This window comes from Microbacterium resistens (genome assembly GCF_031456305.1).
In the GTDB taxonomy this organism is placed as follows: domain Bacteria; phylum Actinomycetota; class Actinomycetes; order Actinomycetales; family Microbacteriaceae; genus Microbacterium; species Microbacterium resistens_A.
Map to the genome: position 1 here is coordinate 40,713 of NZ_JAVDUM010000003.1, position 13,305 is coordinate 54,017.

Annotated in this window: 12 protein-coding genes; 9 read left to right on the top strand and 3 right to left on the bottom strand. The window is 72.0% G+C overall.

Annotated features, from left to right (window positions below; translation table 11 throughout):
- Position 1: 1 nt before the first annotated feature.
- Entirely contained in the window at positions 2–976 is a 975-nt protein-coding gene (locus tag J2Y69_RS04085) for an ABC transporter ATP-binding protein (protein ID WP_310017845.1), read from the top strand.
- Positions 969–1,940, top strand: coding sequence for an ABC transporter ATP-binding protein (locus J2Y69_RS04090; protein WP_310017847.1), 972 nt, complete (start codon positions 969–971; stop codon positions 1,938–1,940). Before J2Y69_RS04085 ends, J2Y69_RS04090 begins: the two co-directional genes overlap by 8 nt.
- Before the next feature lie 21 nt (positions 1,941–1,961).
- On the opposite strand, the gene J2Y69_RS04095 is transcribed toward J2Y69_RS04090, so the two are convergent.
- Complete coding sequence (locus J2Y69_RS04095) at positions 1,962–2,822, bottom strand: MurR/RpiR family transcriptional regulator (protein ID WP_310017850.1); 861 nt, start codon at positions 2,820–2,822, stop codon at positions 1,962–1,964.
- A gap of 46 nt (positions 2,823–2,868) precedes the next feature.
- Between J2Y69_RS04095 and J2Y69_RS04100 the strand changes: the two genes are divergently transcribed.
- Both J2Y69_RS04100 and murQ read left to right on the top strand, forming a co-directional pair.
- Positions 2,869–3,837 carry a BadF/BadG/BcrA/BcrD ATPase family protein gene (locus tag J2Y69_RS04100; protein WP_310017851.1) on the top strand — a complete coding sequence of 323 codons (969 nt, stop codon included), beginning with the start codon at positions 2,869–2,871 and terminating at the stop codon, positions 3,835–3,837.
- Positions 3,827–4,762, top strand: coding sequence for an N-acetylmuramic acid 6-phosphate etherase (gene murQ / locus J2Y69_RS04105; protein WP_310017852.1), 936 nt, complete (start codon positions 3,827–3,829; stop codon positions 4,760–4,762). Before J2Y69_RS04100 ends, murQ begins: the two co-directional genes overlap by 11 nt.
- Before the next feature lie 107 nt (positions 4,763–4,869).
- On the opposite strand, the gene J2Y69_RS04110 is transcribed toward murQ, so the two are convergent.
- Both J2Y69_RS04110 and J2Y69_RS04115 read right to left on the bottom strand, forming a co-directional pair.
- Positions 4,870–6,897, bottom strand: a complete 2,028-nt coding sequence (locus tag J2Y69_RS04110) for a primary-amine oxidase (RefSeq protein ID WP_310017854.1) — start codon at positions 6,895–6,897, stop codon at positions 4,870–4,872.
- 115 nt (positions 6,898–7,012) lie between these two features.
- The gene (locus J2Y69_RS04115) at positions 7,013–7,597 is read right to left on the bottom strand and encodes a TetR/AcrR family transcriptional regulator (protein WP_310017856.1); all 585 of its coding nucleotides are present in this window, start codon (positions 7,595–7,597) and stop codon (positions 7,013–7,015) included.
- A 102-nt stretch (positions 7,598–7,699) separates the two neighbouring features.
- Here J2Y69_RS04115 and J2Y69_RS04120 point away from each other — a divergent pair, with 102 nt between their 5' ends.
- From J2Y69_RS04120 to J2Y69_RS04140, 5 genes are all read left to right on the top strand, one after another.
- Positions 7,700–8,299 carry a hypothetical protein gene (locus J2Y69_RS04120; RefSeq protein WP_310017858.1) on the top strand — a complete coding sequence of 200 codons (600 nt, stop codon included), beginning with the start codon at positions 7,700–7,702 and terminating at the stop codon, positions 8,297–8,299.
- Between the two features lie 119 nt (positions 8,300–8,418).
- Positions 8,419–9,054 (top strand): TetR/AcrR family transcriptional regulator, encoded by a 636-nt coding sequence (locus tag J2Y69_RS04125; RefSeq protein ID WP_310017859.1) that lies wholly within the window; start codon positions 8,419–8,421, stop codon positions 9,052–9,054.
- Positions 9,055–9,061: 7 nt separating this feature from the next.
- Positions 9,062–9,781, top strand: a complete 720-nt coding sequence (locus tag J2Y69_RS04130; RefSeq protein ID WP_310017861.1) for an alpha/beta fold hydrolase — start codon at positions 9,062–9,064, stop codon at positions 9,779–9,781.
- Positions 9,782–10,051: 270 nt separating this feature from the next.
- Entirely contained in the window at positions 10,052–11,512 is a 1,461-nt protein-coding gene (locus J2Y69_RS04135; RefSeq protein WP_310017863.1) for a glyceraldehyde-3-phosphate dehydrogenase, read from the top strand.
- A 177-nt stretch (positions 11,513–11,689) separates the two neighbouring features.
- Positions 11,690–12,772, top strand: a complete 1,083-nt coding sequence (locus tag J2Y69_RS04140; RefSeq protein ID WP_310017865.1) for a winged helix DNA-binding domain-containing protein — start codon at positions 11,690–11,692, stop codon at positions 12,770–12,772.
- Positions 12,773–13,305: the final 533 nt, after the last annotated feature.

The window sequence follows — 13,305 nt, forward strand, 5'->3', positions numbered from 1 at the left end:
GATGGATCAGGAAGGCGTGGTGCTCGAGGTCGAGCGTCTCACGGTACGTGCCAGAGGGAAGGAGACGCCTCTCGTCGACGGCGTCTCCTTCGAGATCCGTGCCGGTGAGACGGTGGGTCTCGTCGGGGAGTCCGGAAGCGGCAAGAGCCTCACTTCGATGGCGACGCTGCGACTGCTCGCCGACTCGCTTCAGGTCGATGGGGACATCCGGCTCGCCGGCGAGGATGTCGTCCGGATGAGCCCTAGACGACTGCGGGAGGTGCGTGGCACCGCCGCCGCCGTCATCTTCCAGGAGCCGATGTCGTCGTTGAATCCGGTGCTGACCGTGCAGACCCAGCTGTTCGAGGCGCTGCGGGGGATGCGGGGCGCCCCGCGGGCCGAGCGGCGTGCCGCGGCGATCCGGCTGCTCGATCAGGTCGGGATCACGGAGCCCGCTCAGCGGCTCCGACAGTATCCCCATGAGCTGTCCGGTGGGATGTGTCAGCGGATCATGATCGCGATCGCCCTCGCAGGCAGACCGAGGCTTCTCATCGCGGACGAGCCGACCACCGCCCTCGACGTCACGATCCAGGCGCAGGTGCTGGACCTGCTGAAGACTCTCTGTCGGGACCTCGGCATGGGATTGCTCCTGGTCACCCACGATCTCGGCGTCGTTGCTCAGAACTGCGATCGGGTGAACGTCATGTACGCGGGGAGGATCGTCGAGTCGGGGACGGTGGGTGAGGTCTTCACTGCCCCCAGACACCCGTACACGAAGGCGCTCTTCGCATCGCTTCCGCCGATCGAGGGCGAATGGCGGCGACTCCCCTCTCTCGCGGGGAGCGTCCCGACGCTGGACCTGATGCCGACGGGCTGCCGGTTCCATCCGCGGTGCCCGGTGGCGATCGATCGTTGCGCGGTCGAGGTCCCGGTGCTCGCTGGAGGACCAGGCCGCTCAGACGCGGCTTGCTGGGTGATCGGAGCGGACGATGACTGATACGGATCTGCTCCTGCGCGTCGAGGGACTGCGCAAGGAGTATGCGGCGCCCGGACGGGGCAGGACCTTCCGCGCCGTGGACGACGTCTCCTTCGACGTCGCGCGGGGCGAGACCGTCGCGCTCGTCGGCGAGTCGGGGTGCGGCAAGAGCACCACGGGGCTGTCGGTGCTCCGTCTCGTCGAGCCGACCGCGGGGCGGGTCCTGCTCGGTGGCGACGACATCCGGACCATGTCCGCGGCGGAGCTTCGGCGACAGCGCGCCCGGATGCAGATGGTGATGCAGAACCCCCGTTCGCAGCTCGATCCTCGCATGGCGATCAGGCAGAGCATCGCGGAGCCGTTACGGTCGATCGGCGGGCGAGGGCGCTCGGAGATCGCGCGACGCGTCGAGGAATGCCTCGACCTGGTCGGTCTCCCCTCAGCGATGGCGGACCGCTACCCTCACCAGCTCTCCGGTGGGCAGCGTCAGCGGGTCGGGATCGCGAGGGCGATCGCCACCGAGCCCGATCTGATCGTGCTGGACGAGGCGGTGTCCGCCCTCGACGTCTCCGTGCAGGTGCAGGTGATGAACCTGCTCCATGACCTCCAGGAGCGTCTGGGGATCGCCTATCTCTTCATCTCGCACAGCATGAGCGCGGTCCGCTATCTCTCGGACCGGGTGGTCGTGATGTACATGGGACGCACGGTGGAGTCGGCTCCTGCCACGGAGTTCTTCGCGGCCCAGGCCCATCCGTACTCGCAGGCGCTGCTCTCCGCGGTCCCGTCGCCCACTATCGGCGACCGACGGGAGCGGATCGTGCTGAGCGGGGACGTGCCGAGCCCCTTCGCCAGGCCGAGCGGTTGCGTGTTCCGCACCCGCTGCCCCCGGGCGGAGGCGCGATGCGCCGAGGAGGTCCCGGTGCCGCGCGACATTGCACCAGGCCGGGTGGTCTCCTGCCATTTTCCGACGATCCCGGTGCGATGAGAGCACGCCGTCGGGGTCGGGTCAGGCGTCGTGCAGGGGGCGGGTGGCGTCGCGGGATCGCTTGAGGGCGACGATCGTCTCGTCGTGGCGGCGCTGGGCGGCTCCGATGAAGATCGCGTCGACGATCGCGAGCTGCGCGATCCGGCTCACCATCGCCCCGGCGCGGAAGGCGGACTCCCTCGCGTGCGTGAAGAGCGCGTGGTCGGCGAGTCGGGCGAGGGACGAGGACGGGGCGGAGGTCACGCCGATGGTGGCTGCTCCCGTCTCGCGCGCGGCCTCGATGAAGCGCACCGTCTCGGCGGTGGTCCCGGAGTGCGAGAAGGCGATCGCCGCGGTCCGGGCCGAGGGGACCGCGGCGGATGCGAGCGCCTCGTGCGGGTCGGAGAGGACGATGGCGTTCCGGCCGATGCGGAGGAGCTTGTGGCCGAGATCGGCGGCGACGTACCGGCTTGCGCCGATGCCGTAGAGGAGCAGCCGGTCCGCGGCGTCCACCGCGTCTACCACCCGCTCCAGCACCGCGTCGTCGAGACGGGCGATCGTCTCCTCGATCGCGAGACGCTCCAGGGCGGCGAGCTTGTCGACGGCTTCGCGGAGGGAGTCGTCGGCGCCGATGTCCGATCCGTAGTCGCCCGCGGCGGAGAACTGCGCGGACTCCCGGCCGAGCTCCGCGGCGAGGGTGCGGCGCAGCTCGCCATAGCCGCTGAGGCCGATCGCGTGGCAGAACCGCACCACCGAGGCGACCGAGGACCCGCAGTGCGCGGCGAGGGCGGTGATGGTCATCTCGACGGTCAGCGACGGCCTCTCGCGGACCGCCGTGGCGATCCGCGCCAGCGACGGGGGCAGCGTGTCCGCCGAGGAGTCGATCGTGGTCAGGATGCTCATCTGAAACATTCTTTCAGCTATCACGTCAGTTGTGTAGATTGTTTCCATGATCGATTCGGCGACCGTGGCCGTCGACCTCGGGAAGTCACGCTGTCGGCTGTCCGTCGAGGCCGGCGACATCCGGATCCTCCGCGACGGCCCCGGCACTCCGGGGCTCGCGGCCGTCGGCGGCGTGGAACAGGCCGTGGGCGCGATCATGCCCCTGCTGCGCGACGCGCTCGTCGTGCTCGCCGCGTCCGATTCCGGTCCTGCCGGCCTTCAGTCCGTCCGGCTGCGTATCGGGGTGGGGGCGGCCGGTGCCCTCGCCGACGCCGCGTCCTCCCTGCGGCTTGCCGAGCTCCTCTCCGCGAAGCTTTTCTCCGCGGAGACGGGAGCAGGGGCGAGGGCGGAGACGGCCGTGGCCTCCGACGTCGTCACCGCGCACGCCGGAGCGCTCGCGGGAGAGGCGGGAACCCTCCTCATCGCCGGGACCGGCGCCGTGGCGTTCGGGATCGACGAGCACGGGGCCCGACAGGCTGATGGCTGGGGCCCGGACCTCGGCGACCTCGGCGGCGGATCGTGGCTCGGCCGGGAGGCCGTGCGCGCGGTCCTGCGCGCCAGGGACGGGCTCGGCCCCTCGACCGCGCTGACCGCGGCCCTCGCCGCACTCATCGGAGACGGGCGCACGCCGATCACCTGGCTGGCCGGCGACGAGCCCCTCGCGCGGCGGCTCGCGACGGCCGCTCCGCTCGTGCTGGACCTCGCCGACACCGGTGATGCGGCATCGGTCGCGATCCGGGACGAGGGGGCGAGCCTGCTCGCCTCCACCGCGGCGGCCGCGTCCGGCACCCTTGCCGCCGTCGCCCTGCACGGCGGGCTCCTCGACCACGCCGGCTACCGGGCGGCGGTCTCCGCCGCGCTCGCCGGACTCGGCCTCGACGTGCGCCCCTCGGTGGGCGACGCTCTCACCGGCGCGGCGATGATCGCCGAGGGCCGGACCCCCCTCCATGAAAGGTTCGTGCACCGTGCTGGATGACGCCGCCCGCCTCCAAGGGCTCATCGACGAGCTCTCGGGCCTTGCCACCGAGACCGCCGACACCGACCGCGGCGACCTGGATCTCCTCCCCACCGTCGAGCTCGTGCAGCTGATGAACGCCGAGGACGCGAGGGTGCCCGCGGCCGTCGCCGCCAGGGCGCCGCAGATCGCCGAGGCCGTCGACGGCATCGCCGAGCGCTTCCGGCGCGGGGGACGGCTGATCTACCTCGGGGCGGGCACCGCCGGTCGCATCGGGGTACTCGACGCATCCGAGTGCCCTCCGACCTTCGGCACCGACCCGTCCCAGGTGGTCGGGATCATCGCCGGCGGGGACACCGCCATCCGCTCCGCCGTGGAGAACGCCGAGGACGATGACCGGGCCGCCGCGGCCGAGCTGCGCGCGCTGGGTGTCCGTGCGGAGGACACGGTGGTCGGGATCTCGGCCTCCGGGCGCACGCCGTACGTGCTCGGCGGGCTCGCCGCCGCCCGCGAGGCCGGTGCGCTGACCGTCGCCGTCGCAGCGAACGCGCCGTCGGCGATCGGCGCGGCCGCGGACATCGCGATCGACGTGGAGGTCGGCCCCGAGTTCGTCACCGGCTCGACGCGCCTGAAGTCCGGGACCGCGCAGAAGCTCGTCGTGAACATGCTCTCCACCCTCGCGATGGTCAAGCTCGGCAAGACCTACCGCGGCGTGATGGTGGACCTGCGCGCGACCAACGAGAAGCTGCGCGCGCGCTCGGTCCGCACCATCATGCAGCTCACCGGCGCGCCGGTGGAGGACGCCGTCGATGCGCTGCGGCGCTCCGACGGGTCGGTCAAGCTCGCCCTCCTGCTGCTGATCTCCGGTGCCGAGACCGAGGCGGCGCGGGCGGCGCTCACGGAGTCCGGCGGCATCCTGCGCGAGGCGATCGTCGCGCTGGGCTGACCGTCCGCGCGCCGACGTCCACGGTCCGCGCTCTGCCGTCTGCCGTCCGCGCTCTGACGGCTGTGGTCCGCGCTCTGGCGTCTGCGGTCCGCCGTCCGCCGCTCGGGTCAGTGTCCGCAGCGGCAGGCGTCGCCGCCTCCGCAGCATGAACCGGCAGCGCCCGATGAACCCGCAGCGCCCGGCGAACCCGCAGAACCTGCCACGGCGTGCGCCTGCGCCGACTCCGGCACGTCCATCGCCGGGTTCTCGTCGAGGAACCCGTACGGGCGGAACGTGAATCCGGCACGGTCGACGGGCATGATCGGCCAATCCTCCGGACGGGGGAAGTGCGTGAGGCCGAAGGTGTGCCAGAGGACGATGTCCTCGCCGTCGAGCGGGCGGTCGCCGGCCGCGTACTCCGGCAGCCCCGATCCGCCCTGGTGCGCGTTCGGGTAGCGTCCGGCGGGCCAGATCTGCCCGTCCTCGTGCGCCGTGGCCCAGAGATGTCGTGTCGCGAACGTCGCCCGTGCGGACACCGAGGAGGCCGGGTCCGCCATCAGCAGGGCTGTGGGCTGGGGGATGAGCTGGTACGCCGTGGGGCGTCCGACCGCGTTGACGCGCGATGCGCTCTGGACCTCCCAGACCCGGGCGACCGAGGAGTCGGCGTCGCGCTGGGCCTCCGACTCGCTCCGCAGCGTCCTCTCGGTCCAGCCGAAGGCGTTGCCGAACGGGTTCTCCGGACCCATCGGGATGCGCTCGGCGTCGACCTCGACGAGCCGGTTGTCCTCGCCGTCCACCGCCACGTCAAGACGGGCGCAGAAGAGGTGCTGGTGCACGGGGGCGAAGACTCCGGGGGCGAGCTCGGTCGCATGCCGCTGGCGGACGCCCGGCTCTCCGGCGCCCGCGAAGACGATTCCGGTGGCCTTCGCCTCGAGCGCGATCGATCCGTCCAGGCCGAAGGACCAGTAGAAGCCGTAGTCGTAGTTCCCGATCGTGGAGAAGTAGGACACGACGAAGCGGCGGGCACGGCGCACGTCGGACCGCCCGGACAGGTCGGTGTGCTTCCAGAGGATACCGTCGTCCTCCTCGTGCATGCAGACGACGTTCGGGATGCGCACGGGATTGCCGTGGTCATCGGCGACGTACCCGTCGAGGTAGCGGATGACGCCGAGGCAGTCGCACCCGAGCGCGAGGTGGTTGGCGTTCTTGCCGAGGAGGTACTCGCCGGCGTCGAAGTAGCTGATCCAGAACCGGCCGGGCGCGGTGTCGCCGTAGGGCACCACCATCTCGGGCACGCTCGCACGGCTGAGGATCGAGCGCCCCCGGAAGGCGACGTCGTGGAGAACGAGGCCCTCGCGGGCGTTGAACCCCACGCGCATCGACCAGCCCTCCCACTCGACGCGCGCGCCGGAGACGGAGAAGCTCGGCCCCGCGGGCTGCGTGATCTCGATCGGCCTTAGGGACGTCCGCGCCTCGCCCTGCGCCTCGGGGTAGTAGTTGCCGTGGCCGGCGGGGACCGGGACGTCGCCGTGGTCCTCGACGCGGATCACGCGGTTCTCGGTGAGGTCGATGTGGACGATGAGCCCCTCCACGGGGTGCGCCCAGGGGGAGTCGTGCTCGTTGTACCGCAGGAAGGTGAGGGACCGGAGGATGCGGCGACCGGCCTCGTCCTGGCGGCCGGTGTACCCGGGCGCCAGCGGCGAGCAGAAGGCGAGGGCACGATGCGCGTCCAGCCCGCGCCGGGTCATGGCGGCCTGCCACTCCGGCGACGCCTTCGCGATGGCCTCCGCCCGCTCGTACTCCTCGAACAGGTACTGCGGCTGCCCGTAGGGCGGGGCGTCGTTGGGCACGCGGTCGGCGCTTCTGACCTCCCCGTGCGTGATCGAGACGATCACCTCCGTCGCGACCCCCGTGGCGACGTCGAGGAGCGTCGCGTCCACGCGGCGGTCGATCGGATCCCCGGGCGTCCAGCGGGCGAGCTCGGCCTTGGTCGGCTCGTCCGGGAGCAGCATCGGCACGCGGACGCTCTCGCCGAGGAGGCCCGCCTCCTCCAGGATCGTTCGGGCGGCGGCGATCTCCGGGCCGGTGAGCGGGTCCAGGGGGTGCGGGACGGCGACCTCATCGATCGTGACGGGCTGCGGCGCGGGGTGGGACATCGTCGACCTCACTATTTCGAGCAACTGCTCAATAAACGGATTGCGACGATGGTACGCCCGCCCACGGCGTTCGGCAAGGGGCGGAAGCCGGCGTGGTGGTCTGGGGTCGGTGCGGTTATGCGCGCCAGGGGGCGAGGACGGCGGAGAGCGCGCGCAGATGATCCGTCGCGGATGCGGGCTCGGCGACCTCCACGACCTGCTGGCCGTAGGTGAGGGCGCGCAGGAGCGTGAGCAGATCCGCCGTGGGCGTGTTCGCGCGCAGCTCCCCGTCGGCGACCGCCTCGTCGAGGGCGGTGGAGATCCCGGACTGCCAGGGCGCGATCGTCGGTATCGTCGCGCCGGCGACCGGGGCCAGCGAGGCGAGGCGGCCCCAGAAGCCCACGACGACCCGCGCCTCGGTCCTGGTCACCTCGTCGACGGGCAGGACCTCGCGCATCAGGGCCTGCAGGCGGGCGAGGCCCCGGAGCCCGGTGGTCGCGGCGCGGATCCGCTCGTCCGTGCGGTGCGTCACCTCGGCGGCGGCGGCGCGGACCACGTCGTCGAAGTTGTCGTAGTAGTGCCACAGGGAGCCGGTGGCGACGCCCAGCTCCCTCGCGACGGCCCGGGAGGAGACGTTCTCGTGCCCGTCGCGCGCGGCGACGGCGAGGAGCGCCGCGGCGATCTCCCTGCGGCGCTCGTCGTGATCGACGACTCGGGGCATGCAGCCATCCTCTCGCATCGGTCCGGTCGGGTGGGAGCCGGCTCCGGGCATCGGCCGGTTCGGGGATGGTTTTATTGAGCGATTGATCAATATAGTTCTCGCATGGTGCACGCCCACCCCGCAGCGATGTGGCTGATGCTCGCCTCGGCGATCACGGCCGCCGTGTGCTGCCTGCTCGCGGGGCGGACGGTGCCCTGGCAGGGGAGGCAGGCGGCGGTCGCGATGGCTGCGGGGATGATCGTCCTCTCCACAGGCCTGGGAGAGACAGGCCTGGGGGAGGACGGCCTGGGGGAGGACGGCCTGGGGGAGGGGTTCACGGTCCTGGTCGCCGCAGGCTGGATCCTCTCCGCGATGGTCGGCACCGCGGGTCTTCGGGGGCACCCGGCGGCGGTCGCCTGCTGCCACCGCGCGGTCGGCGGGGTCGTCATGGCGGCCTGCGCGCTCGCCGCCCTGCCCGTGCGCGGCGGCGGGCACGCGACCGCCCATGTCGGCCACGGGATCCCGCAGCTGTCGGCGCTCACGGGGATCGCCGTCCTCGCCATGGTGGTCTGGGCGGCCGTCGAGCACCGTTCCGGACGTGCGCGCCGGAGCCCTCCGGGCAGGCGAGCCCGGCTCCAGGATCGGCTGTCGGACGTGCTGCTGGGCCTGGAGCCGATCGCGATGTCCATCGGCCTGGTGGCGATGTGGGCGGGGCACGCGTGAGGGCGGGGCGTCCGCGCGAGTACGGTTGCAGACAGCCTGCTCACGCGATCCCGTGCCCGCACCGTCGAGGCGCGAGGCCTTGGATGGCGGAGGAGGCTGTCGAGGCGGGGAGGGAAGACATGCCGAGGAGCATCGATCACGATCGCCGGCGCAGGGAGATCGTCGACGTGGCGACGCGGATCATCCTCAAGGGCGGGTTCGAGGCGGCCACCATGCGCAGCATCGCCGCGGAGGCCGGCTTCGCGAACGGGGCGCTCAAGCACTACTTCCCCGGCAAGGAGAGCATCGTCGCGGCGACGTTCGAGACGATGCTCGCCCGGATCTCCGAAGGAGTCGCGCCGCCCGACGCTGCCTCGACCACGGCGGAGGGGGCGTTGCGGGGGTTCCTGGAGGCGACCATCCCGCGCGATACCGAGCAGATCGCCGCGGGCCGGGTGCTGCTCGCCCTCTGGGAGCACGCGATGTCGCACGACGCGCTCGCCGAGCTGTACCGCGGACACCTCCGCTCCTGGCGGTCCTCCCTGATCGAGCGGATGGAGGCGGCCCGTGACGAGGGGGCGGTCCCGGAGCAGGACTTCGAGGCCATGGCCGACGAGTACATCACCGCGGCCGTGGGGGCGACGGTGGTCAACCTGATGTACCCCGACGGCGAGCGGATCGCCGGCTACCGGTCCTACATCGACCGGTTCCTGGCGCGTCTGCGCGGAGCGGTCCTCGCCGCCCCGGGCGATCGTCGGGAGGTGAGCGGGAGGTGAGCGGGCGGTGAGCGTCTTGTCCGGCACCGGGCTGTCCGTCCGTCGGCGCGAGGGCGCCGGGCGTCCTGTGCTGTTCGTGCACGGCTTCGCGTCGCGCGGCCGCCTGGACTGGCCGGACGCCGAATGGGCGGCGCCCCTCGCCGAGGCGGGGAGGGGGAGCATCCTCGTCGATCTCCCCGGGCACGGCGGCAGTCCGGCGCTGGGGCCCCTGCCCACGAGCGCGGTCGTCCGGCTCCTCGCCGAGGCCGCGGGCGGGGAGGAGGTGGACGTCGTCGGGTATTCGCTCGGCGCGCGACTCGCCTGGGCGCTGGCCTCGGATCGCACGGTAACGGTGCGGCGGGTCGTGCTCGGCGGACTCAGCCTCCGCGAGCCGTTCACGGTCGTCGATCGCGGGGCGGCCCGTCGGGCGCTGACGGGCGGGCCCGCCCCGTCCGATCCGCTCACCGGCATGATCCTGCACATGATCACCCTCCCCGGGAATCGATCGGCGGATCTCCTCGACCTCGCCGACGGTCTCGCGTCCGAGCCCTTCGATCCGGCGGTCGCGGCGCCGACGCAGCCGACCCTGCTTCTCGGCGGCGTGGAGGATCCGCTGGTCGCCGGCATCGACGTCCTCGCCGCCGCGATCCCGGACTCCCGTGTGATCCGTGTGCCCGGCGACCATCTCTCGGCCCTCCACACACCGGAGTTCCGTCGCGCCGCCCTGGACTTCGTCGCCGAGGCCTGACCCCGGCCCGTCTGCCGTCCAGTCCGGTCCGGACCCCGTCCCATCCGGTCCGGTCCGGACCCCGTCCCGGGCCTCCCGTCCCGTCCCGGTCCCGTCACGGATGCACGATCCGCACCCACCTGCACGACGTTTCCGCCCGATCCATCGTGCAGGTGTGCCGCGGTCGTGCACCTGTGCACGGGTGACCGTACCCTTGTCGTGGGCCGATCCGCCCGCCATCCACCCGCGCCGACATCCCCCGCGGCGCACGAATCGCATGCAAGGACGCAGATGAACGATTTCGCGGCACACCGCGACGACTGGAACGCACGAGAAGAGCTGGCCGAGCGGATGATCCCGCTCATCGGCCGCCTGAAGAGGGATCGGGACGTGGTGACCTCGCTGCACGGGCACCGCCTGCTCGGGCTCTCCACGACCGGCCTGCTCGAGGTCCACGAACGGATCGCCGCGCTGGGCCACGGGGAGGCATCCCTCGAAGACACCCTCGCGGTCCTCGAGGCGCTCCGCGACCTCTCGCCGTCGTCCTCCTCGCTCGATGTGGCGCGCCTCGCCGCCGGCGCGGCCGAGAGCGGAGAGGACCTGACCGACTACCTCCGACGGGAGCTCGCCCCCGCGCTCGACGGCTCGGTCGACCAGGCCGAGCCCACCGACGTCGTGCTCTACGGCTTCGGTCGGATCGGTCGCCTGCTCGCCCGCATCCTCATCGCGCACACCGGCGGCGGGAGCGGTCTGCGGCTGCGCGCCGTCGTCGTGCGCCGCGGCTCCGAGAACGATCTCGTCAAGCGGGCCTCGCTCCTGCTGCGCGACTCGGTGCACGGACGCTTCGCCGGATCCGTCGACGTCGACGAGCAGGCGGAGCAGATCATCGCCAACGGCACGCGGATCCAGGTGATCTACTCCGACGACCCCGCCACGGTCGACTACACCGCCTTCGGCATCCACGACGCGATCGTCGTCGACAACACCGGCCGATGGCGGGACGAGGCGGGGCTTCGCCGCCACCTCGAGTCCCCGGGAGTCGCCCGAGTGCTGCTCACCGCTCCCGGCAAGGGCGAGCTGAAGAACATCGTGCACGGGATCAACCACGACACGATCGAGGCCGGCGACCGCATCCTCTCCGCCGCCTCGTGCACGACCAACGCGATCACCCCGGTCCTGAAGGCCGTGGACGAGGCCTACGGGATCGTGCGCGGGCACGTCGAGACCGTGCACTCGTTCACGAACGACCAGAACCTCATCGACAACTTCCACAGCGGCGACCGACGTGGCCGTTCCGCGGTGCTGAACATGGTGATCACCGAGACGGGGGCCGCCAAGGCCGTCGCCCGCGCGCTGCCGGAGCTCGCCGGAAAGCTCACCGGCTCGGCGATCCGCGTCCCCACCCCGGACGTCTCGCTGGCCGTGCTGCACCTGACGCTGGAGCGCCCCGCCGCCAAGGACGAGATCAACGACTACCTCCGCCGGGTCTCGCTGCACTCCAAGCTGCGTCAGCAGATCGACTACATCGAGTCCCCCGAGGTGGTCTCGACGGACTTCGTCGGCTCGCACCGCGCCGGGATCGTCGACGGCCTCGCCACCATCGCGAACGACCACGACGTCGTGCTCTACGTCTGGTACGACAACGAGTACGGCTACTCCTGCCAGGTCGTCCGCGTGATCGAGACGATGGCGGGGTCGCACCCGGTGGTCATCCCGACCCGACGCGAGGTCACCCTCCAGACCTCGGGCTGATCCCGGCTGATCCCGGGCTGATCCCGGGGCCGCACGTCCTCCGCGAGACTGCATCTGCGTCACGAGACTGCGCGATTTTGATGCTGTCTCGATCGGCAGATGCCGTCTCGCGGTGCGGTCGGGGTGAATCCGAGCGCGGGGGACGGGGATGTCGGAGGCGCCGGGCAGAATGAGCACATGACGCCGACCGCGCTGCTGTCCGAGAGGCTTCGCGCCCACCGTCTCACGGCGCCGGCGCGCACGCCGGTCGATGCCGCGCGGCACATGCTCGCCGTGCAGAGCCAGGACTTCGTCGCCGGACGCTGGGCGCTGGGGGCGCGCTCGTCCGCGGCGACCCTGCGCGGCGTCGATCGCGCCTTCGCCCGCGGCGACCTGGTGCGGACCTGGACGATGCGGGGGACGCTCCACATCGTCCCCGCGTCCGATCTCCGCTGGGTGCTGTCGATCACGGCGGAGCGGCAGCTGCGCCAGGCGGCCGCGCGGCACCGCGAGCTCGGGATCGACTCCGAGATGCTCGGCCGCGTCGAACGTCGGCTGCGAGAGGTCCTGGCCGATGGCGGGCGGACCAGGACGCAGCTCTTCGCGGACATCGAGGGGCTGGGGATCGATCCCACGGGTCAGCGCGGGGTCCACCTCCTCTGCGCGCTGTCGCTCCGGGGCGTGCTCGTGCAGGGGCCGGTCGTCCGTCGTCCGGACGCGGTGTCCCGTGAGCAGCTGTTCGTCCTCGCCGACGAGCACGTTCCGGAGTCGCCGTCGCCCGACGATCCGCTCGCCGAGTTCTTCATCCGTTACCTCGACGGGCACGGGCCGGCCGGCGTCACCGATTTCGCCTGGTGGACGGGTCTCCCGGTGAGCGTCGCCAGGGAGGCCGCGGAGCGTGCGGCGGGTCGTGTGCGCGAGGTGGGTCCGGGGGTGTTCATGGCGTTGTCCGCGCCCCGGCGGGCTCGCGGTGCGGACGATGCCGAGATCCGTGCACTGCCGATGTTCGACGAGTACTACATCTCCTACGCCGATCGCAGCCCGGTCGCCTCGGCCGACGCCGCCGCGCGGATCGGGCCGGGGAAGAACGGCATGGTGCGCGCGAGTCTCGTGGCGGGCGGCCGGATCGTCGGCGCATGGACGCATTCCGCGGCCGTGGGGCGCCATCGTGAGGAGCCGACGGCCGAGCTCTTCGGCGAGGAGATCGATCCGGCCGTTCTCGGAGTCGATTCGGCCGCCGTGTCCGCGGCCCTCCGCCGCTACGCCGACTTCCTGGCCTGATCCCCTCCGCGAACCGGTCCGCATGGCGGGATGGTCCGGATGGCGGGAGTCTGCCCGGATGGCGGGTGTCTGCCCGGGTGCCGGGATGGGTTCGGATGGCGGGATGGTTCGGATGGCGGGAGTCTGCTCGGATGGCGGGTGGATCGCCGGGTATCCACCCGCCATCCGGGGGATCTTCACGCATCCGGGTTGCTGATTAGGGGCGGGCGGTGGTCCGCAGGGATGGTCCGGATGCCGGAAGCATGACCGGACGGCGGGACGATCCGGATGGCCGGAGTCTGCCCGGATGGCGGGCGAATCGCCGTGCGTTCTCCCGCCGGATGGGGGATCTCCATGCATCCGGGCTTCTGGTTGGGGGCGGGTGGTGGTGGTCCACAGGGACAGCCTGGATGCAGAGATGGCGGGACAGTCCGGATGGCGGGAGTCTGCTCGGATGGCGGGTGAATCGCCGGTCATTTTCCCGCCGGTTGGGGTATCTCCATGCATCCGGGTTGCGGCCCGCCGGCCCACTGACCCGACCGACCCGCCGACCC

Excerpts from the sequence above, each read along its gene's own strand:
- J2Y69_RS04125 (WP_310017859.1), top strand. The coding sequence starts at position 8,419 with ATGCCGAGGAGCATCGATCACGATCGCCGGCGCAGGGAGATCGTCGAC.
- J2Y69_RS04095 (WP_310017850.1), bottom strand. The coding sequence starts at position 2,822 with ATGAGCATCCTGACCACGATCGACTCCTCGGCGGACACGCTGCCCCCG.
- J2Y69_RS04110 (WP_310017854.1), bottom strand. The coding sequence starts at position 6,897 with ATGTCCCACCCCGCGCCGCAGCCCGTCACGATCGATGAGGTCGCCGTC.
- J2Y69_RS04115 (WP_310017856.1), bottom strand. The coding sequence starts at position 7,597 with ATGCCCCGAGTCGTCGATCACGACGAGCGCCGCAGGGAGATCGCCGCG.
- J2Y69_RS04100 (WP_310017851.1), top strand. The coding sequence starts at position 2,869 with ATGATCGATTCGGCGACCGTGGCCGTCGACCTCGGGAAGTCACGCTGT.
- J2Y69_RS04090 (WP_310017847.1), top strand. The coding sequence starts at position 969 with ATGACTGATACGGATCTGCTCCTGCGCGTCGAGGGACTGCGCAAGGAG.
- J2Y69_RS04140 (WP_310017865.1), top strand. The coding sequence starts at position 11,690 with ATGACGCCGACCGCGCTGCTGTCCGAGAGGCTTCGCGCCCACCGTCTC.
- J2Y69_RS04120 (WP_310017858.1), top strand. The coding sequence starts at position 7,700 with ATGGTGCACGCCCACCCCGCAGCGATGTGGCTGATGCTCGCCTCGGCG.
- J2Y69_RS04085 (WP_310017845.1), top strand. The coding sequence starts at position 2 with ATGGATCAGGAAGGCGTGGTGCTCGAGGTCGAGCGTCTCACGGTACGT.
- J2Y69_RS04135 (WP_310017863.1), top strand. The coding sequence starts at position 10,052 with ATGAACGATTTCGCGGCACACCGCGACGACTGGAACGCACGAGAAGAG.